This window comes from Methylobacterium sp. D54C, from assembly GCF_053345595.1.
In genome coordinates, this window is record NZ_JBKFAK010000009.1 from 1 (window position 1) to 20,423 (window position 20,423).

A 20,423-nucleotide genomic window follows, 5' to 3' on the forward strand; every position below is an offset into this window, starting at 1 on the left:
GCAGCATAGCTATGTACGGACGGGATAACCGCTGAAGGCATCTAAGCGGGAAACCCCCCTTAAAACGAGACCTCCCTTGAGGGCCGTGGAAGACGACCACGTCGATAGGCCGGGGGTGCAAGCGCGGCGACGCGTTGAGCCGACCGGTACTAATCGCCCGATTGGCTTGATCGCTCTCGTGATCCGTGTCCGGACTGGTTCGGCAGCCGAAAAGGCTGGCGAAGCCAGAGACACACGAAACAAGAAGACCCGCAGCGATGACGCTGCCTGCTTGCCGAACGAAACACTCGCCGTCGCAGCACCCTGCGCCGCCGAGTGCCAAAAAAGTTGCGATGTGCCGGTCTGGTGGCCTGAGCGGCGTGCCCAGAACCCGATCCCATCTCGAACTCGGCCGTTAAACACGCCAGCGCCTATGGTACTGTGTCTCAAGACACGGGAGAGTCGGTCGCTGCCAGACCTGCCCATCGCAATACACACACCTTCCCTCACCACGAACACCGATCCGGCCCCCGGACACGGCGCACGCTCACACAGAGCCCGCGTCGACCCGGATCAGCCGCACAGACTTGGCGCGGGGTGGAGCAGCCCGGTAGCTCGTCAGGCTCATAACCTGAAGGTCACAGGTTCAAATCCTGTCCCCGCAACCAAATCCGACACACAGAACCCGCCGCGCTTAACAGCGCGGCGGGTTCTGCGTTTATGGCTGTCTGTCGCATTGAAGCGCTCGTGGCGCGGACACGCTCCGCGACCGGGCCTGCCCTCCGCGAGGGGAGGGGAGTCCGAGCACCGCGCCGCCCCGGGTTCGCGGTCTGTGCCACCTGCATCACGCGCGTCGAAGCCCGTCGTCGACCAGCCTCATCGCGAGCGGCCGAACCGGTTCCCGGGCGCGGTCCCCGGGCCGCGACCTTGGCGGTGTTGGCCTCGCAGGCACCTGGCCTTAAGATGCGGTGGGGTACGTCGTGATACGGCGTAAGGGGGGAGCGGCAATGATCTCACAGGCAGGCGGCACGGCTGACCTCGATCGGAGCTGAAGAGCGCGGTTTGCGCGTCTCCGCTCCCTCTCATCGTCCAGGCCGACCGGTGATGCATCGCGCATCGCCGCCGAGGCTGGTCGCCCTGGCCCTGGCCCTGCTGGTCGCCGCGGGGACTCAACCCGCGCGCGCCTTCGACCTGTTCGGCCTGTTCGGCAGCGAGCCGGAGCCGCCGCCACCGAGCGCCACGGCGCTTCCGTACACGCTGCGGATCACCGGCACGGACGATTCCGACGTTCTGCGGGCCCTGCAGGACACGTCGACCCTCTATCGCCTGCGGCAGGAGCCGCCACCCGACGGCGAGGGCCTGCTGCGCCGGGCCGATACCGACCGCGCCAAGCTCGCCGACGTCCTGTCGGGCTACGGCTACTATCAGGGAACGGTCACGATCCGGATCGACGGCGCGCCGGTGCCGGGCCAGGCGGCGTCGGCGGTGGGTGCTGCGGAGGCGTGGCGCAACCGCGGCCTCGTCCCGGTACGGATCGCGGTGGATCTCGGGCCCCTCTACCAGCTGCGCCGGATCACCGTGCGCGATCCGGCGGGCAACCCGTTCCCGGACTCCGAGCTGCCCGCGCGGGTCACCCGCATCGACGAGGATGTGCCCGCGCGCTCCGCCACGGTGCTGGCGCGGGAAGCGCAGATCGTCGACCAGTTCCGCGCGCAGGGCCATCCCTTCGCCAAGGTGATCGCGCGCGACCCCGTGGTGGACGATGCCGCCCACGTGATGGACGTGACCTTCACGGTGGCGCCGGGCCCGGTGGCCGGACTCGGCCCGGTCACGGTCAGCGGTGCGCCGGGCATCGACCCGGCCACCATCCGCTCCTTCATCTACGCCGAGCCGGGCGACCCGTACTCGCCCCAGGCGGTGGCGGCGATCCGCCGGTCGGTGGCGCGGATCGAGGGGATCGGCGGCGTGCGAGTCCGCGAGGGCACGACCCTCGACGCCGACGGGAACCTGCCGCTGTTCGTCGCGGTCACCGAGCGCGAGCGCAACCTCGTGGGCGTCTCGGCGCGCTACTCCACCGTCGACGGGCCGGGCGTGCGGGCCTACTACGCCAACCGCAACCTGTTCGGTGGCGGCGAGTCCTTCAGGGTGGACGCCGACATCTACTACCTGGGCCTCGGCAACGACCCGTTCGCCAACCAGCGCAAGCTCGCGGGGATCGGCACGAACGGCCTCGGCGGCCGCCTCTCGGCGACCTACGTCCAGCCCGCCCTGTGGGGGACGCGCAACGACTTTCTCGCCAACGCCTTCGTCACCCGAGAGGTGCAGCAGAGCTACCTCGTGGATGGCGGGGGCGTCTCGGGGGCGATCCGCCACCGGTTCTCGGACACGTTCTCGGCGCAGATCGGGCTCGACGCGCAGGCGGGCCGGTCGAAGGACGCCCTCGGCACGGTCAATTACCGGCTGATCGGCGTGCCCGCCTCGGTCACCTACGATTCCACCGACAGCCTCCTCGACCCGACCCGGGGCGTCCGGGCCATCGCGTCGCTGGCGGTCTATCCCGGCGCGATCTCCTCGCCCGGCATCGTCGTGGCCAAGGCGCAGGGCTCCACCTACTACGCCCTCGACGACGAGGCCCGCGTGATCCTGGCCGGCCGCGTCGGCTTCGGCTCGGTCTCGGGCGCGCCGCTGGGGGAGATCCCCGACAATTTCAGGTTCTTCGCGGGCGGCGGCGGCTCGGTGCGGGGCTACCCGTACCGGACCCTCGGGCCGATCGGTCCCTTCAACCTGCCGATCGGCGGCCGCAGCCTGCTGGAGGCCTCGCTCGAGGCGCGCATCAAGGTCACCGACACGATCGGCGTGGTGCCGTTCTTCGACGCGGGCACCGCCTTCGCCTCGGCGACGCCGGATTTCGACGAGAAGATCCGCAAATCCGTGGGCATCGGCCTGCGCTACTACACCGGCATCGGGCCGATCCGCGCGGACGTCGCCTTCCCGCTCGATCCCTACAAGGGCGGACACGTGCGTCCCGCCGTCCTGTATCTCAGCCTGGGGCAGGCGTTCTGAATGGTGTTCCGAACCGGACTCACGCCGCGCACCGCGCGTCCGACCGCCCGTCCCGGCCGGTGGAGCCTGGCGCTCGTCCTGGTCTGCCTCGCCCTGCTGCCCTGGACCCTCGCGGCGACGCGCGCCGACGAGGGCGACAAGTCCGTCCTCGGCGGCCTCCTGTCCCGCGCCCTGTCGACGCCCTCGTCGCGGGTGGCGATCGGCGCCATCGACGGCGCCCTGTCCTCGGACGCGACCATCCGGGACGTGGCGATCAGCGACCGCGACGGCGTCTGGCTGAAGCTCGACCGGGCCCGCATCGTCTGGCGGCGGCTCGCCCTCCTGTCGGGACGGCTGGAGGTCGACAGCCTCGAGATCGGGCATCTCGACGTCCTGCGCCGCCCGATCCCCGGACCGCCGCCGCCCGAGGCCAAGCCCGACGGGCGGCTCCTCCCGGACCTGCCGGTCAAGGTCGAGATCAAGGGGTTCAAGCTGGCCGAGCTGACGCTGGGCGAGGCGGTGGCCGGGCAGCCGGCGCGGCTGTCGGCGGAGGGCCGGGCGAAGCTCGGCGCCGCCAGCGAGGGGCTCGACCTGCAGGCGAGGGCGCAGCGCCTCGACGCGCCGGGCCGCTTCCTGCTGTCGCTGCTGTTCGTGCCGAACGGCGAGCGGCTGGAACTCAAGGCGAACCTGGTCGAGCCGGCGGGCGGCCTGCTCTCGAAGGCCGCCAACCTGCCCGGCACCCCGCCGATCGACTTCGCGCTCGACGGGACCGGGACACTGGATGCCTGGGGGGCCAAGCTCGACTTCACGGCCGGTCCCGACATCGGCGCCAGGGGCGGGGCGAAGATCTCCCGCATCGGGGCCGAGCGGCGCCTCGCCCTCGACCTCGCGGCCCGGATCGAGGGGCTGATGCCCGGTCCGGCGGCGGCGGTCTTCGCCGGCACCACCAAGCTCGACGGCGGCCTCGCCTTCGCGGATAGCGGCGCCTTCCGGATCGACCGGCTGGAGCTGACCTCCCGCACGGCGCGCCTGACGGCCGGCGGCAGCCTCACCCGCGACCGGATCGCCGACCTGACGCTGCAGGCGCGCGCCCTGCCGACGGAGGGCGACGTCACCCGGGCCGGCGAGGCCGAGATCGGCAAGCTCGTCTTCGACGGCAGCCTCAAGGGACCGCTGGCGGCGCCCACCGTCCGGGGCCGTCTCGACGCGGCCGCACTGCGCAGCCGCGATTCCAGCCTCGACCGGATCGAGGCCAGCCTCGGCATCGACCCGCAGGGCGAGCCGTCGGCGCAGCGTTTCGCCATCGCGGCGGACGGCCGGGTCGACGGCCTGAAGCTCGCCGACCCGGCCCTGCGCCGGGCGATCGGCAGCCGGGCCACCGTGACGCTCCGGGCCTCGGCCGGCGCCGACGGCGTTCTCGATATCGCGGCGCTCAAGCTCGATTCCGACACGGCGCGGGCCGCCTATGCCGGCCGGGTCGGCCAGAACACCCTGACCGGCACCGTGGACGCGGCGCTGCCGGACCTCTCCGTCTTCTCGGGCCTCGCGGGCCAGGGTCTCGCGGGCAGCCTCGACGCCAAGGCGCGGCTCAGCGGCGATCCGGCGCGCAAGGCCGTCGCCGCCGAACTCGCCGTGACGACGAGCGGCGTCGTCACCGGGATCCGCGCGGCCGACCGCACCCTCGGCCGCGCGCCGAGCCTCCAGGGGCGCGTCTCCCAGACCTTCGACGGGTACGGCTTCGACCATCTGCGCCTCGAAGGCTCCGGCGTCACCGCGACCCTGCAGGGCGAGGCGACGGCGACCCGCGCGGACGTCACCGGCAGGATCGACCTCAAGAGCCTCGCGGATCTCGACGGGCGCCTCACCGGCAGGGCGGGCGTCGACGCGCGCCTGACCGGATCCCTCGAGCATCCGGACGTGACCGCGACCCTGACGGCGCCCTCCGCCACGGCGGCCGGCAAGCCGATCCGGGACCTGCGCGTCGAGGCGGTCCTGCGGGACGCGCTCCTCGCGCCGGACGGCACGGTCCGGCTCGGCGGCGATGTCGGCGGCAAGCCGCTGACCGGCGGCGCGCACCTCGCGCGCGTCGGCGGGGACTGGGTCCTCGACCGGCTCGGCCTCGATCTCGGCTCGGTCTCCGTCGCCGGCGAGGCGACGGTCGCGGCCGACACGTGGCTGTCGGCCGGCGCGCTCACCGTGCGGGCCGGCGACCTGACGGACATCGCGCCCCTGGTCCCGGAACCGGTCGCGGGCCGTCTCGACGCCGCGCTGACCCTCGCCCGCGACGGCGGGCGCCAGGACGTGACCGTCCGCGCCACCGGGGCCGGTCTCCGCTACGGCGAGACCGCCCTCGCGCGGCTCGACGCGGACCTCTCGGGACGCGACCTGCGCGCCCACCCGGTCCTCGACGGGCGCGTCGAGGCCGACCGGCTCCTGGCCGCCGGCCAGCAGGTCGACACGATCCGGCTCCTCGCGAACGGCACGCCCGCCTTCAGCGACGTGAACCTCACCGCCCGGGCGCGCGGCTTCACGCTCGACGGTGCCGCGCGGGTCGTCCCGGCCGCGGACACGCGGATCGAGATCCAGCGCCTGTCGGCGGCCCGCGGCAACGACCGCTTCGCCCTCACCGGGCCGGCGGCGATCACCCTCCGGGACGGCGGCGCGGTGATCGACGGCCTGTCGATCGCGGCGGGCTCCGGCCGCATCACGGTCGTGGGCCGCGCCGGGCGGGATCTCGACCTCAAGGTGGCGATCCGGTCGCTGCCCCTGTCGCTCGCCCGGATCGCCGCACCGAGCCTCGCCCTCTCGGGGACCCTGGACGGGGAGGCGGATCTCCGCGGCCCCGCGACGCGGCCGGAGGGGCGCTACGCGGTCAGCGTCGCCAAGCTCGTCGCCCCGCAGACGCGGCAGGCCGGCTTGCCGGCGATCGACGCGACCGCCAAGGGCACGCTGTCGGACGGGCAGGCGAGCCTGGACGGGCGGGTCACGGCCGGGCGCGGCGTCGCCCTGACGGTCTCCGGGTCGCTGCCCGTGGAGGCCGGGGGTCCGCTGGACCTGCGCGCGCGCGGGACACTCGACGCCGCCCTCGCCAATTCCCTCCTGAGCGTCGGCGGCCAGAGCGTCACCGGCAAGATCGCCATCGACGGCGGCGTCACCGGCACGCTCGCGGCGCCGCGGGCCCAGGGCGCGGCGGTGCTGAGCGGCGGGAGCTTCACCGATCCGCTGAACGGGCTCCGCTTCACCGGGATCGAGGGTCGCGTCACCGGCCGCGGCGACAGCGTCGTGGTCGAGCGCCTGACCGCGACCGCCCGCAACGGCGGTCAGGTCTCCGTCACCGGCCGCGTCTCCCTCGCGCCCGACTTTCCGGGCAATTTCCACGTCGTCGCCGACAAGGCCGAACTCGTCTCGAGCCCGCTGATGACGGCCGTGTCGAGCGTCGACATCACGCTGGCGGGGCCGCTGGCGCGGACGCCGCGGATCGCCGGCCGGGTGAACGTCGTGTCGATCGACGTCGCGGTTCCGGACCGGCTGCCGGCCACCATCAGGCCGCTGCCGGGCGTCCGCCACGTCAACACGCCGCCGGCCCTGAAGGCGCGCCTGGCGCAGCGGGCGGAGCGGAAGGCCGCGACCCGGTCCGGGCGACGGGGCGGGAAGCCGGCCGTCCCGTTCGACGCCACCCTCGACGTGACGATCGACGCGCCGAGCCGCATCTTCGTGCGCGGGCGCGGCATCGACGCGGAACTCGGCGGTGCGCTGCGCGTGACCGGCACCTCGGCGTCGCCCAACGCCAACGGCGCGTTCTCGCTGCGGCGCGGACAGTTCGAGCTCGTGGGCCAGCGCCTGGATTTCAGCCGCGGCCGGCTGACCTTCGCCGGCAGCCTGACCACGCCGGAGCTCGATTTCGTCGCCGAGACCAAGGCCACCGACGTGACCGCCCGCATCGCGGTCTCGGGCTTCGCGGACGCGCCGCAATTCTCCTTGACCTCGGATCCGGTCCTGCCGCAGGACGAGATCCTGTCGCGGATCCTGTTCAAGAAGGCCTCGGCCGGCCTGTCGCCGTTCCAGGCGCTGCAGCTCGCCCAGGCGGTCGCCCAGCTCTCGGGGGGCGCCGCCGGTCCGGACGTGTTCGAGCAGGCGCGCAAGAGCCTCGGCCTCGACAGCCTCGACGTCTCCACCGGCGCGAGCGGCGGGCCGGCGATCGGCGCCTCGCGCTACATCTCGGATCGGGTCAGCGTCGGCGTGAAGGCCGGGGCGAAGCCCGCCGACACCGCCGTCGGGGTCGACTTCGACGTCACCCGCCGGATCAAGCTGAAGGGCGAGGCCGGGACCGACGGCCGCACCAGCCTCGGCGTCGGCGCCGAGTACGAGTGGTAGCCGGCACGGTCACACAGCCGCCCGTTCCACCGCGCCCGCGGGGCTGCGGGATCGACACGCCCGGTCAATGGTTTAGGTTCGGGACGAGCGGCCGCCAGGGCCGCCGATCGGGCGGGAAACACCACGGGCGATGGACGAGCTTTTCGAGACCGATGACGATCCGCCGGTTCCGGAGGGCGGCCTGCTCCGCAAGCTCCCGATCATCAACAGGCGGGGCCTCCACGCCCGCGCCTCCGCGAAGTTCGTGCAGACCGTGGAGCGCTACGACGCCGCCGTGACGGTCACCCGGGCCGGCGAGACGGTCGGCGGGCGCTCGATCATGGGCCTGCTGACGCTCGGCGCCGCCATGGGCACACGCATCGCCGTCACCGCCGTCGGCCCGGACGCGGAGAGCTGCCTCGACGCCATCGAGGCCCTGCTGGCCAACCGCTTCGGCGAGGACGAGTAGCGTCTAGGCCGTCGCCTTACCCGGCCACGCGCAGAGGTCGGAGACCGGGCACCGGGGGCAGGCGGGCTTCCGGGCCGTGCAGATGTCGCGCCCGTGCCGGAACAGCCAGACATGGGCGTTGTCCTTGAACGCGTCCGGCACGATTCGGGCGAGGCCGTCGGCCACCGCGTCGACCGTCGCGCCCGGGGCGAGGGGGATCCGGTTCGCGATCCGGAAGATGTGGGTGTCGACCGCGATCACCGGCTCGTGGAAGGCGAAGTTCGCCGTGACCTCGGCGCTCTTGCGGCCGATCCCCGGCAGGCGGCGCATCTCCGCGGCGCTGCGCGGGACGGCGCCGCCGTGCTCCGCGAGCAGGACCGCCGACAGCCTGACGATGTTGCGCGCCTTGGAGGGCCCGAGCCCGACCGGCCGGACGATCTCGGTGATCCGGGCCTCCCCCAGGGCCGCCATGGCGGCGGGATCGCGGGCCTCGGCGAACAGCGCGTCCGCGATCCGCGAGACGGTCGGGCCGGTGGACTGGGCCGAGAGCAGCACGGTCACGAGCAGGCGGAACGGGTCGGTGCGGTCGAATCCGGCCTTCGGATCCGGGTCCCGCTCGGCGAGGCGCGCGAGGATGGCGGCCACCCGGTCGGCCTCGCCCGCCCCGCGCGAGCGCGGCACAGTCCGTGCGGCCGCCTTCCGGCGCGGAGCGGGTCGAACGCCGTGGGGCAGGTCGCGGGTCATGTCGGCCAGCTAGGGTTCGCCGCCCCCGTCGACAGGCGCCCCGGACGCGGCGGATTGACCGCTCACCGACCACTCAGGCCCGGGCGCAGCGCCAGGGCACCGCGTTGGCGCCGGCGCACAGGTGGAGCGTCCCGGCGACCACCGCGCCGGCCCGCCGGCGGAACTCGACCCGCAGCGCGCCGCGGCGGGCGAACAGCCGGGTGACCACACGCACCAGCGACGCCTCGGCCGGGTCGGCGATGATCGGCCGCGCGGCCGTGCGGGCGTCGAGGGCGAGGAAAGTCTCGACGGCGTCGCGGACCGCTTCCGGCTCGGTGACGGCGAGCATCTCGGTCTCCGCGGGCTCCCAGCCCTCGGGACGCACGCCGAGCAGGTTCCCGGCCGGGATCGGCCGGGAACGCGCCGGGCGGCTGGCCGCCAGGACGGGGCGCCGCGGCTCCGGATCCGGGGCGGGCGCGGACTGGCCGACGAGACGGAGCGGGCGGCGCAGCGCCCCGAGCCGCTCCCGCAGCGCCCGGTCGACGGCCTCCGCGGCCGCGCGCTCCACGAGGGAGGCCGCGTCGGGCTCGGCGGGCTCCCAGGGCCGGGCGCGGCGGCCCCAGACCGGATGCGGCATCGCCAGCGGGACCACGCCGCGCAGGGTCTCGTGGCCGTCGCGCGCGTCGCGGCTCCAGGCGAGGGCGACGGCGACGGGACGACCCGCCGGGCGGTGCTGGGCGAGCGGGAGGAGGTGATCCGGGTCGCGCAGCGGGTCGGTCACCGCGTTGCGCACCAGCATGGCCCGCCACGCGGCGACGGAAGCCGCGTCGACGGCACCGGGTCGCCGCAGATCGACCCGCCAGGTCCCGGTCTCGGCGCGATCCTCGGCGCCGTCCTCGGCACCGGCTCCGGCTTCCGGATCCGACGCGCGGTCCGGCCGCTCGGTGAGCCCGCCCTGTATCACGGTGAAGCGTCGCGCCATCCGCGTGTCCTGCCTCTCGACGACCCGTCCCGATCCGGGACGATCCGGCGCCTCCGGGGCGCCCTTCGCGTCGAGGGCTTCAAGGACGGTGCCGACCGCCGGCGTCAGGGGCCGGGGATCGCCAGGGGATTGTCGGTGAGGGCGGCGGCATCCGGCGCGTCGACCCGGGGGCGGCCGAGGAATGCGTCCCAGAGCTGGCGCACGAAGGCCGGATCGAGGTCGCGCAGGATCAGCACGAGCCGCGAGGTGTGGTCGGGATCCGGCCAGGCCGGGAGGGTGACCGGCGCGTGGAACACGTGCTGGACGCCGTGGACGACGAGGGGACGCTCGGGATCGTCGGCGAGGGCGACGAGGCCCTTGAGCCGGAGCAGCTTCGGCCCGTGGCCGGAGCGCAGGAGATCCATGAACATCTCGAAGGCGGGGCGCGGCACGGGCGCCGCGCTGGTCAGGCAGATCGCCCGGATCGACGCGTCGTGGCGGTTCACGTCGGCGTGGTGGTGATGCGCCTGCTCCAGGGCCGCGTCGCCGAGCCACGCGCGCACGTCGGCGGTCTTGCCGTCGAGGCCGAACAGGCCGCCGAGGAGCGTGTCCGCGGGGGCGTCCGGCGCGACGATCGGGGCGGCCGGGTTGAGCGCCGCGAGGCGCGCGCGGATCCCCGAGAGGTCGCCCGCGAGGTCGGCTTTGGTCAGCACGATCCGGTCGGCGACCGCGGCCTGCCGCAGGGCTTCCGGATGGGCGTCGAGGGTCGCGGCGCCCGCGGCCGCGTCCACCACCGTCACCACGGCCTGGAGACGGTACCGCAGCACCAGATAGGGATGGTAGATCAGCGCGTGCAGGATCGGCGCCGGATCGGCGAGGCCCGTCGTCTCGATCACGACCCGGCGGAACGGCCGGATCCGGCCGTTGTCGCGCTTGCGCAGCAGATCCTCGAGGGTGGCGATCAGGTCGCCCCGCACCGTGCAGCACAGGCAGCCGGCGCCGAGCAGGATCATGTCCTCGTCGACGGTCTCGATCAGCAGGTGGTCCAGGCCGATCTCGCCGAACTCGTTGACGATCACCACCGTGTCGGCGAGCGCGGGATCGCGCAGCAGCCGGTTCAGCAGGGTGGTCTTCCCGGCTCCGAGGAAGCCGGTGAGCACGGTCAGCGGGATGGGCTCCGGGCGGCGCGGGTCCGGAGCGGGGGCGGAAGACTCTGACAGAGGCGGCGACATGGGCGACGAAGTGGGGTGTGGCGGCCTCCGCGGCAACGCGGCGGCCGCACGGACACCCGCGCGGACCTACTCGTCGGCCGCCGCCTTCTTGGCGGCCGGCTTCCTGGCCGGGGCCTTGGCCGCCGCCTTGTGGGACGTCGTATCGGCCTTGGCGGGCGACGGCTTGTGGGCGGCCGCCTTCGGAGCCGGCTTGGTCAGGCCCTTCCCGGGCTTGGCCTCCGGCATCCCGGGCGTGACGTCCGACGTGTAGGCGCTGGCGTTCCGCGGCACGCCGTGGCCCGGCTTCGCGGCGACCTTGGGAGCGGATTTGGCGGCCGCCTTCGCGGCCTCGGCCCGCTCCAGGCGCGCCGCGCGCGCCTGCTTGGCCGCCTCCAGGGCGGCCGCGCGCTTGGCCTTGGCGGCCTCGAGCTTGGCGGCGCGAGTGTTGGCGGCGGCCGCCTTCTGCTCGGCCTCCTGCGCCTCGAGGATCTGCTGGCCCTCGGCCGGGTTGCGACCGACCCAGACGGCGATCGGCTGGAGCGGCGCCCGCGGCGGCAGGGACCGCGCCCGCAGGGCCGGGTTGGAGAACGCGGCGAGCGCCAGCGCCGGCGAGTTCGCCGCCGAGCCGCCGATCAGCTGCGCGGCCGAACCGGGGGCGCTCAGCGCGCCGGGACCGTCCTCGATGGCCGGGGGCTTCTTGCCGCCGCACACGAAGGGACGCATGTCCGGCGGCGCCGGGATCGCGGAGGCCGGCAGCGCGTCGAGGGTCGGGCTGGTCCAGCCGGCGCTCTGGCCGAAGGCGTAGTCGAACAGGTCGGCGGTCTTCACGTCGCGCTCGCGCGGGGTCGGCTGCCCCATCACGATGGTGACGATCCGCCGGCCGTTGCGCGTGGCGGTCGCCACGACGTTGAAGCCGCCCGAGCAGATGAAACCCGTCTTCATCCCGTCCGTGCCGGGATAGCGCCCGAGCAGGCCGTTGTGGTTCGCCATCACGGCGCGGCCGAACTGGATCGCCGAGATCGAGAACAGGTCGTGGGAATCCGGGAAGTCGCGGATCAGCGCCCGGGCGAGGACCGCCATGTCGCGGGCGGAGGTCCACTGGCGCGGGTCGGGCAGGCCGTTCGGGTTGAACCAGCGGCTGTCGTGCATGCCGATCCGCTGCCCGGTCTCGTTCATCAGCGCGGCGAAGTTCTCGACGGATCCCCCGAGCGACTCGCCGATCGCGTAGGCGACGTCGTTCGCCGACTTGACCATGATGATCTTCAGGGCGTTGTCGAGGGTGAGCTGCGTGCCCGGTTTGAAGCCCATCTTCGACGGCGGTTCCGCGGCGGCGGCGGCCGAGATGGTGATCATCGAGTCGAGCGAGACCTTGCCCTGCCGGACGAGGTCCAGGGCGACGTAGGTCGTCATCAGCTTCGTGATCGAGGCCGGGTACCAGGGGTCGGTCGGCGCCTGCGCGTAGATGACCTTGCCGGAATCCACGTCGGCCACGAGGATCGGCACCGTCACGGCGTTCGCGGCGCCGATCCCGACCAGGCCCGCCCCGAGCAGACCCGTCAGCGCCGCAAGCCCGACGGTGAGGCGTCGGTAGAGAGAAGAGGACATTCGAGCCCGACTCGTCAGAGGATCGCCTGGATCGACGCCCTGGGGGCGTCGGATTTCCGGCCGGCCAGCCGGAGAGCGGCGCAGCCCGGTCGGCCGAAAGGCGATCGCCGGACTGCATCTCGGCATGAACGAGCCTACCGTGGCAAGAGCAAGGCGAGATCACATCGCGGGTCTGCACGGCGCGGTTGTCGGTGGCCCGCGCGGGCGGCACGGCTTATGTGCAAGACGGGCGCGCAAGCCGGATCGCGCGCGACGGTGACTGGGACGGTTGTGGCTTACGCGGTCAAGGAGATCTTCCACACGCTCCAGGGCGAGGGCGCGCAGGCGGGCCGTGCCGCCGTGTTCTGCCGGTTCGCCGGATGCAACCTCTGGTCCGGGCGCGAGGCCGATCGCGCCGCCGCGGCCTGCCGGTTCTGCGACACCGATTTCGTCGGGATGGACGGGGAGGGCGGCGGGCGCTTCGCGGACGCGGCCTCCCTCGCCGACGCGATCGCCGCCACCTGGGCGGGCGGCACCGCGAACCGCTACGTTGTCTTCACCGGCGGCGAGCCGCTGCTCCAGCTCGACACGCCGCTGATCGAGGCCGTCCACGCGGCCGGGTTCGAGATCGCCATCGAGACCAACGGCACGCTGCCGGCGCCCCCGGGGATCGATTGGATCTGTGTCAGCCCCAAGGGGAGCAACGCTCTCGCACAGGTCTCAGGCCACGAGCTGAAGCTCGTCTACCCGCAGGCGGACAACGATCCCGCGGCCTTCGTGGATCTCGCCTTCCAGCACCGCTTCCTCCAGCCCATGGACGGCCCCGACCGGGTCGCCAGCACCGAGGCGGCGATCGCCTATTGCCGCCGGGACGCCCGCTGGCGGCTCTCTCTGCAGACCCACAAGATGATCGGCATTCCCTGAGAGGCCTGGATTTGGTCCCGGGATTGGGTTCGGACGAAGTGATCGCCAAGCCGGTGCCGCACGAGGCGCCGGTCCCCTCTCCCGTGCGGGAGAGGGGGTTACGGCGCGGTTGTCTCGACCGGGATCGCCGTCTCTCCGAACCGTCAGGACGCGATCGGGGACGGCACTACCTGACGATAGCCCTCCGCTGGGCGCGCGCCGCGCGGATCGCCGAGCGCGCGAACCGTCCGCCCGCGCGCGGCGGATCGGGATCCTGGCCGTCCAGCACGGCGCGGCGCAGGGCCACCAGCGCGGGATCGCCCCATCGGTCGAGGACGCGTCCGAACGCGGCGTGGCGCCCGGCATCGAACGGGACCGGTCGCCCGGCCCCGTCCCGCGCGGGATGGGCCGGATGCAGCGTCCCGCAGGGGATCCAACCCGGCGGGATCGGCGCGGTGGCCGCGTGCGTGCGTGCGAGTCGCAGGAGTTGCGGCAGCAGGTGGCACCGCGGCCCGGGCCCCGCGGCCGCCCGATCGGCCTCCGACGCGAAGACCTCGACACGACCGATGCGGGTGATGACGATCTGGTCCAGGCCCGAGATGACAGCGGACGGCATCGCCGCGGCGCCGGCGGCGAGGAGCGGACGCCCCGCCAGCGCCCGCAAGCGGGCGATCCGCGCGGGGTCGGCGGTCCGGATGCAGGCATCCGCGGCGCGCAGACCGAGGCCGAGATCGAACAGGCGCGCGGCGCGGTCCTCCGGCCGGATTGCCGCCTCGTCGGGACCCAGTTCGGTCAGAACGGTGCGCCGGCCCATCGCGCAGGCGGCCTCGGGAAGGCAGAGCGCGACCGTCTGGCTCCAGCCGTCGGCGAAGCCGGTCTCGTAGGCGAACGGCCTGAGATCCGGATGCGCCCGGACCGCGAGCGCGCCGCGGGCCGTGCGGAGCCCGATCGCGTCGTCCTCGAGGGGCCGTGCCGGCTCGTCGGGTTCCCGCGCGAACACGGCGGCGGCTCCGTAGCCGCCGAGGCTCCACGTGCAGGCCGGATCGGCCAGCTGGGCACGCAGCAGGCCGCCCACCGCGGGTCCGGCTCCGCCCGTCATCGGCTCCCCTCGTGCACGCCACCGCAGCCCGCACGCCTTGACACGGACGGCGAATGACCGGAAGTCGCGGTGCATCACCGAGGTTGTGGTCGGCGAGGCGGGCGCGCGACCCGGAACGACCGACGCGGAGACGTCCGCTGGACCTCGCGACGGGATCCGCAAGAAGGGCGCTGGCATGGACGTCATCGAGACCGAGATCCCGGACGTGAAGCGCATCGTCCTGAAGCGCTTCGGCGACGCGCGGGGCTGGTTCTCGGAGACCTTCCGGGCCGACACCCTGGCGCGGGCCGGCATCACCACGCCCTTCGTGCAGGACAACCAGTCCTTCTCGGCCCCGCAGGGGACGGTCCGCGGCCTGCACTTCCAGATCGCCCCCCGCGCGCAGGCCAAGCTGATCCGCGTGCTGCAGGGCGCGATCCTCGACGTCGCGGTCGACATCCGCAGCGACTCGCCGACCTACGGGAAGTACGTCGCCGTCACGCTCGACGCCGAGAACGGCGAGCAGCTCTACATCCCGCACGGCTTCGCGCACGGCTTCTGCACCCTGACGCCCGACGTCATGGTCGCCTACAAGGTCGACGACTACTACAGCCCCGAGCACGACCGGGCGCTGTTCTGGAACGATCCGGCGATCGGGATCCCGTGGCCGGTTTCCGGCGAGGCGGCGATCCTGTCCGACAAGGATCGCCGGGCGCCGAAGCTCGCCGATCTCGGCCGCGTCTTCTGAAGAGCGCGGCCCGGCCGCAATTTTGTCACGACGGCCGGTCTTAGGCTGCCACGGCTTTCTCAGTTCTCGATCGATCCGAAGAGGTAATCCACCATGCGCATCCTGGTGACCGGAGGCTGCGGCTTCATCGGCTCGGCGCTGGTGCTGCACCTCGTCAACGATCTCGGCCACGACGTCTGCACCCTCGACGCGATGACCTACGCGGCCAACCCGGTCTCGCTGGCGCCGCTCGCCGACAACCCGCGCCATCGCCTGGTCGAGGCCGACATCTGCGACCGCGCCGCCGTGCAGAAGGCCTACGCGGACTTCAGGCCCGAGGCGGTGATGCACCTGGCCGCCGAGAGCCACGTCGACCGCTCGATCACCGACCCGGGCGCCTTCGTGCGCACCAACGTGATCGGCACGCAGACCATGCTGGACGGCGCCCGCGGCCATTACGAGACGCTGCCGGAGGCCGAGAGGAAGACCTTCCGCTTCCTCCACGTCTCCACCGACGAGGTCTACGGCTCGCTGCCGCCGGACGCGTTCTTCACGGAGGAGAGCCGCTACGATCCGCGCTCGCCCTACTCGGCCTCGAAGGCGGCCTCCGACCACCTCGCCCGCGCGTGGCACGAGACCTACGGGCTGCCGGTCCTGGTGACCAACTGCTCGAACAATTACGGGCCGCGTCACTTCCCCGAGAAGCTGATCCCGCTGATGATCCTCAACGCCCTCGAGGGCAAGAAGCTGCCCGTCTACGGCGACGGCCTGAACGAGCGCGACTGGATCCACGTGGAGGACCACGCCAAGGGCCTCGTGGCCGTGCTGGAGCGCGGCCGGATCGGCGAGACCTACCTGCTCGGCGGCCGCGCGGTGCGCAACAACCTCGCGGTGGTCAAGGCGCTGTGCGCCGCCTTCGACCGGCTGCGCCCGCAGGGCGCGCCGCACGAGCAGCTGATCAGCTTCGTGGCCGACCGCCCGGGCCATGACCGGCGCTACGCGATCGACTGCACCAAGGCCGAGACCGAGCTCGGCTGGCGCCCGCAGAAGACCTTCGAGCAGGCGCTGGAGGAGACCGTGGCGTGGTACCTCGGCAACGAGGGCTGGTGGCGCCCGATCCGCGAGGGCCGCTACAAGGGCGAGCGCCTGGGGCTCAACGGCTGATGGACGTCCTCGTCCTCGGCGGCGCCGGCCAGGTCGGCACCGAGTTGCAGGCCCTGACTTGGCCGGACGGCGTCACCGTCCACGCGCCGGGCCGCGCGGATCTCGACATCACCGACGCGGACGCCGTCGCGGCGGCGCTCGCCGCCCGCGACTACCGGGCGGTGATCAACACCGCCGCCTACACGGCGGTCGACAAGGCCGAGTCCGACGTCGTCGCGGCGTGGCGCCTCAACGCGCTGGCCCCGGCGATCCTGGCGGCCGCGACCGCCGCCAAGCGAATCCCGCTGGTGCACGTCTCGACCGACTACGTCTTCGCCGGAACGAAGCCCGACGGGGCCTACGCGCCCGACGCGCCGATCGACCCGCAGAGCGTCTACGGTGCCAGCAAGGCCGCCGGCGAGCTGGCGGTGCGCACCGGCAACCCGCGCCACGCCATCGTGCGGACCGCCTGGGTGGTGAGCCCGCACCGGGGCAACTTCGTCAAGACGATGCTGCGGCTCGCGGCGGAGCGCGACGCGCTGACCGTGGTGAACGACCAGCACGGGTGCCCGACCTCGGCCGCCGACCTCGCCGCGGCCCTCGCGACGATCGCGCAGGCCATGGCCGCGGATCCGGAGGCGCCGACCGGCACGTTCCACTGCGTGAACCGGGGCGACACCACGTGGTGCGGCTTCGCCGAGGCGATCGTGGCGGGCTCGGCCCGGCGCGGCGGGCGCTCCGTGCCGGTCAAGGGCATCCCGACCTCCGCCTACCCGACACCGGCCCGGCGGCCGGCCAATTCGCGCCTGTCCACCGACAGCCTCACGGCCGCCTACGGCATCGCGCCGCGGCCCTGGCAGGCGGCGCTCGACGACATCCTGGACCGGCTCGTCGGGCCGGTCTCAGAGGGAGTTTCCAAGCCATGAAGGGCATCGTTCTGGCCGGCGGATCCGGCACGCGCCTGCACCCGGCCACGCTGTCGATCAACAAGCAGCTCCTGCCGGTCTACGACAAGCCGATGATCTACTACCCGGTCTCGGTACTGATGCTGGCCGGCATCCGCGAGATCCTGATCATCTCGTCGCCGGAGCACCTCGACAACTACAAGCGCCTGTTCGGCACCGGCGAGCAGTTCGGCCTGAAGTTCTCCTACGCCCTGCAGCCGCGGCCGGAGGGCCTCGCCCAGGCCTTCGTGATCGGGCGCGACTTCGTCGGCGACGACGACGTGGCGCTGATCCTCGGCGACAACCTGTTCTTCGGCGCCGGCATGGGCGAGCTCCTGGAGCGCGCGTCGAGCCGCAAGCAGGGCGCGACCGTCTTCGCCTACCACGTCGACAACCCCCAGGCCTACGGCGTCGTCAACCTCGACAAGTCGGGGCGGCCGACGAAGATCGTCGAGAAGCCGCAGAACCCGGAATCGACCTGGGCGGTGACCGGCCTGTACTTCTACGACAACCAAGTGCTCGACATCGCCGCCGACGTGAAGCCCTCGGCCCGGGGCGAGCTGGAGATCACCAGCGTCAACGAGGCCTACCTGCAGCGCGGCCAGCTGCACGTGGAGCGCATGTCGCGCGGCTACGCGTGGCTCGATACCGGGACCCACGACAGCCTGCTGGAGGCGAGCGAGTTCGTCCGCACCCTGCAGAACCGGCAGGGCCTGCAGGTGGCGTGTCTGGAGGAGATCGCCTACCTGCAGAAGTTCATCACCCGCGACCAGCTCGTGGCCCGCGGCGAGATGTTCGCCAAGACCGCCTACGGGCAGAACCTGCTGCGCCTCTCCCGCGAGAGCGAGGACGACCTGCGCCTGCGCCGCGGCAAGTAGCGCCGCCGGCGGCGCGGGGACGCCGCCCCGTCGCCGCCCCCCTTATCGGGGGGCGCAGCCGATGCAGATGCCGCGCATGAGCTTGTCGTTCTTCGCCTCGCGCGGCGTCCGCACGCGCCGGTCGTCCGGCGTCTCGGCACCGGCGCCGCGGCTCGGCGGCATGACGCGGCCGACCGACGAGGTGTTGGGGGCGGTCGCCGTGGAGGCGGGGCCGCCGCCGGTGCCGGTCTGGGCCTGAGCCAGCGCGGGGCCGGTCGCCAGGACCGGCAGGAGGAGCGCGAGGCCGAGGGCGGTGAGGGGGCGGGTCATGGGTGCGGAACTCCGTGCCGGGCCATAACGCGGGTGTGACCGTCCGGTTCGATCGGGCCGCGCGATCCCCACCTTTGTTCGCCTTTGCAGAAGCGATGCGGCGCCGTATCAGGGGCCGCGTTCCCGCCGCCGCCATCCTGATGCGTCGAAACTCGGAGCCGCCGCGACGATGCGGGACCCCAACGCGATCGACTTCTGGCGCGGCTTCGCCCTGATCACGATCTTCATCAACCACATCCCGGGCAACACCTTCGAGCGCTACACCTTCTCGCAGTACGGCATCTCGGACGCGGCCGAGCTGTTCGTGTTCCTGGCCGGCTGGTCGATCGGGATCGCCACCCGCGGGCGCGACGGCAACCCGGAGCCGCCGGGCCGGAGCGTGGTGCGGCTCCTCGCCCGCACCGTCGAGGTCTACCGGGCGCAGCTCACCGTGATGCTGCTGGCGCTCGCGATCATCGCGGGGGCGGCGCTGCTGCTCGACAACCCGCTGATCCTCGAGTGGCACAATGCCGGCGGCTTCTTCGCGGACCCGATCCAGTCGGTCTGCGGGATGGCGCTGCTGACCTACCAGCTCGGCTACTTCAACATCCTGCCGCTCTACGTACTGCTGATCGGCATCGCGCCCGTCTTCGTCCTGGTCGGCCGGTTCAGCCTGCTCGGGGCCCTGGGCCTGTCCGTGAGCGTCTATCTCGCGAGCCTCGTCTTCGGGTGGAACGTCCCGTCCTGGCCGGGCGAGGGCGACTGGTTCTTCGATCCGCTCTGCTGGCAGCTCCTGCTGGTGCTGGGCTTCGTCCTGCAGGGCTGGAACCTCCGCTCCGACGCCCTGCGCCGCTGGTCGCGGCGCCTGATCCCGGCGGGCGTCGTGATCGTTCTCCTCGGGATCGTGCTCGCCGTGACGGAGATCCGCCCGGATCCGATGCTCGTTCCGGAGCCGCGCCTGCTGTTCACGTTCGAGAAGACTTACCTGACCCCGGCGCGACTGGTTCATTTCCTGGGGGTATTGTTAGCGTTTGCACCGCTTTACGCGGTGCTCGCCCCCCGAATCGGCCGCGTCGTCGGTTATCTGAGTCAGATGGGCCGGAATTCACTGGCTGTCTTCTCGATGGGCTCGATCCTGAGCCTGATCGGACAGCTCGTGCGTTTCCAGACGGGCGGCGGCGCGCTGATCGATATGCTGGTCGCCGGCTCGGGCCTGGTCGGGCTGGGGTTTACGGCATGGTTCGTCGAATGGCGCAGCCGCAGCAGATCGTCGCGACCCCGCGCATGACGCGGGCCCGGCTCGCCGCGGCGCTGGCCGTGCTCCTGCTGTCGGGCCCCGCCGGCGGCGCGGCCGCGGCCGAGCAGGCCGCCGGCCCGGTGGCGGACGATCCGGCCCTGTCGCAGGAATGCCGGGTCCCGGGGGCGCAGCTCTACAGCGTCGCCCAGCTCGGCGCCGTCAAGGCGGCGCTGGCGGAGAACCGACCGCTCAAGATCCTGGCGATCGGCGGCAGCGCGGCGCCGGGCGCCTCGGCCTCCTATCCGGCCAAGCTCGAGGCCGCCCTGGAACACGCCCTGCCGAAGGTCGACGTCGTGATCGACCACCGCGGCCTGCCGGGCGAGATCGCCTCCGGGGCCGCCGAGCGCCTGCGCACCATGGTGGCCGAGGCCGAGCCCGACCTCGTCGTCTGGCAGGTCGGCACCCACGACGCCATCGCCCGCGTCGACGTGGACGCCTTCGCGAGCGCGCTGGCCGAGGCCGTGGGCTGGATGCGGTCCCACGGGATCGACGTGGTGCTGGTCGACCCGATCTACACGGCCAGCATGGCGGCCGACGTCGACTACAACCGGATCGTCGAGGCCGTCCGGAGCGTCGCGACCCAGCAGGGCGTGCCGCTGGTCCGGCGCTACGAGGCCCTGCAGTACCTGTCGCGCCGCAGCGACAAGGGCGAGGGTCACATGCTCGGCCGCCAGTTCCGGCTCAACGACCTCGGCCTGCGCTGCATGGCCGAGCACGTGGCGCTGACGATCGCCACCTCGCTGATGCGGACCGAGACGCCCAAGGAGCCCAAGGCGGCGCCGGCCCAGCCGCCCTTAACCGAGCCGCAACGCGCCCCGGGCTAGACCGGACGGCCAGAGATCGGCCTCCCGCCGAGTTCGGGAC

General features: G+C 73.0%; 16 protein-coding genes, 1 tRNA gene and 2 rRNA genes. 13 read left to right on the forward strand and 6 right to left on the reverse strand.

Annotation, left to right across the window (positions count from 1 at the left end; all coding sequences use genetic code 11):
- The 6 genes from ACLBYB_RS18385 to ACLBYB_RS18410 all read left to right on the forward strand — a co-directional run.
- Positions 1-174: ribosomal RNA gene (locus ACLBYB_RS18385) — 23S ribosomal RNA — on the forward strand; the annotation flags it as partial.
- Between the two features lie 167 nt (positions 175-341).
- Positions 342-457: ribosomal RNA gene (gene rrf, locus ACLBYB_RS18390) — 5S ribosomal RNA — on the forward strand.
- A gap of 113 nt (positions 458-570) precedes the next feature.
- Positions 571-647 (forward strand) — tRNA-Met (locus tag ACLBYB_RS18395).
- A gap of 436 nt (positions 648-1,083) precedes the next feature.
- Entirely contained in the window at positions 1,084-3,042 is a 1,959-nt protein-coding gene (locus ACLBYB_RS18400; RefSeq protein WP_447699622.1) for an autotransporter assembly complex protein TamA, read from the forward strand.
- Entirely contained in the window at positions 3,043-7,395 is a 4,353-nt protein-coding gene (locus ACLBYB_RS18405) for a translocation/assembly module TamB domain-containing protein (RefSeq protein ID WP_447699623.1), read from the forward strand.
- Between the two features lie 130 nt (positions 7,396-7,525).
- Complete coding sequence (locus ACLBYB_RS18410) at positions 7,526-7,843, forward strand: HPr family phosphocarrier protein (RefSeq protein WP_091681076.1); 318 nt, start codon at positions 7,526-7,528, stop codon at positions 7,841-7,843.
- Positions 7,844-7,846: 3 nt separating this feature from the next.
- Here ACLBYB_RS18410 and ACLBYB_RS18415 read toward each other — a convergent pair whose 3' ends face one another.
- From ACLBYB_RS18415 to ACLBYB_RS18430, 4 genes are all read right to left on the reverse strand, one after another.
- Complete coding sequence (locus tag ACLBYB_RS18415; RefSeq protein ID WP_091681077.1) at positions 7,847-8,566, reverse strand: endonuclease III domain-containing protein; 720 nt, start codon at positions 8,564-8,566, stop codon at positions 7,847-7,849.
- 73 nt (positions 8,567-8,639) lie between these two features.
- On the reverse strand, positions 8,640-9,527 hold the full coding sequence (locus tag ACLBYB_RS18420) for a GNAT family N-acetyltransferase (RefSeq protein WP_447699624.1): 888 nt from the start codon (positions 9,525-9,527) through the stop codon (positions 8,640-8,642).
- 104 nt (positions 9,528-9,631) lie between these two features.
- Positions 9,632-10,738, reverse strand: coding sequence for a CobW family GTP-binding protein (locus tag ACLBYB_RS18425; protein ID WP_447699625.1), 1,107 nt, complete (start codon positions 10,736-10,738; stop codon positions 9,632-9,634).
- 66 nt (positions 10,739-10,804) lie between these two features.
- The gene (locus ACLBYB_RS18430; protein ID WP_447699626.1) at positions 10,805-12,322 is read right to left on the reverse strand and encodes a serine hydrolase; all 1,518 of its coding nucleotides are present in this window, start codon (positions 12,320-12,322) and stop codon (positions 10,805-10,807) included.
- Positions 12,323-12,592: 270 nt separating this feature from the next.
- On the opposite strand from ACLBYB_RS18430, the gene queE reads away from it, so the two are divergent.
- The gene (gene queE, locus ACLBYB_RS18435; RefSeq protein ID WP_447682113.1) at positions 12,593-13,225 is read left to right on the forward strand and encodes a 7-carboxy-7-deazaguanine synthase; all 633 of its coding nucleotides are present in this window, start codon (positions 12,593-12,595) and stop codon (positions 13,223-13,225) included.
- Positions 13,226-13,391: 166 nt separating this feature from the next.
- Here queE and ACLBYB_RS18440 read toward each other — a convergent pair whose 3' ends face one another.
- Positions 13,392-14,303: a DUF6925 family protein gene (locus ACLBYB_RS18440; RefSeq protein ID WP_447699627.1), complete on the reverse strand. Its 912-nt coding sequence runs from the start codon at positions 14,301-14,303 to the stop codon at positions 13,392-13,394.
- A gap of 175 nt (positions 14,304-14,478) precedes the next feature.
- Between ACLBYB_RS18440 and rfbC the strand changes: the two genes are divergently transcribed.
- From rfbC to rfbA, 4 genes are all read left to right on the forward strand, one after another.
- Positions 14,479-15,030 (forward strand): dTDP-4-dehydrorhamnose 3,5-epimerase, encoded by a 552-nt coding sequence (rfbC, locus tag ACLBYB_RS18445; RefSeq protein WP_020094104.1) that lies wholly within the window; start codon positions 14,479-14,481, stop codon positions 15,028-15,030.
- Positions 15,031-15,123: 93 nt separating this feature from the next.
- Entirely contained in the window at positions 15,124-16,173 is a 1,050-nt protein-coding gene (gene rfbB / locus ACLBYB_RS18450) for a dTDP-glucose 4,6-dehydratase (RefSeq protein WP_447699628.1), read from the forward strand.
- On the forward strand, positions 16,173-17,078 hold the full coding sequence (gene rfbD, locus ACLBYB_RS18455) for a dTDP-4-dehydrorhamnose reductase (RefSeq protein WP_447699629.1): 906 nt from the start codon (positions 16,173-16,175) through the stop codon (positions 17,076-17,078). Before rfbB ends, rfbD begins: the two co-directional genes overlap by 1 nt.
- Positions 17,075-17,974 (forward strand): glucose-1-phosphate thymidylyltransferase RfbA, encoded by a 900-nt coding sequence (rfbA, locus tag ACLBYB_RS18460; RefSeq protein ID WP_056534087.1) that lies wholly within the window; start codon positions 17,075-17,077, stop codon positions 17,972-17,974. Before rfbD ends, rfbA begins: the two co-directional genes overlap by 4 nt.
- 42 nt (positions 17,975-18,016) lie before the next feature.
- Here the strand turns inward: rfbA and ACLBYB_RS18465 are convergent, their stop codons facing one another.
- Positions 18,017-18,283 (reverse strand): hypothetical protein, encoded by a 267-nt coding sequence (locus ACLBYB_RS18465; protein WP_100252383.1) that lies wholly within the window; start codon positions 18,281-18,283, stop codon positions 18,017-18,019.
- Positions 18,284-18,452: 169 nt separating this feature from the next.
- On the opposite strand from ACLBYB_RS18465, the gene ACLBYB_RS18470 reads away from it, so the two are divergent.
- Both ACLBYB_RS18470 and ACLBYB_RS18475 read left to right on the forward strand, forming a co-directional pair.
- Positions 18,453-19,550 carry an OpgC family protein gene (locus ACLBYB_RS18470; protein WP_020094109.1) on the forward strand — a complete coding sequence of 366 codons (1,098 nt, stop codon included), beginning with the start codon at positions 18,453-18,455 and terminating at the stop codon, positions 19,548-19,550.
- Positions 19,511-20,383, forward strand: a complete 873-nt coding sequence (locus ACLBYB_RS18475; protein ID WP_234082775.1) for an SGNH/GDSL hydrolase family protein — start codon at positions 19,511-19,513, stop codon at positions 20,381-20,383. The genes ACLBYB_RS18470 and ACLBYB_RS18475 overlap by 40 nt, the downstream gene beginning before the upstream one ends.
- Positions 20,384-20,423 lie beyond the last annotated feature (40 nt).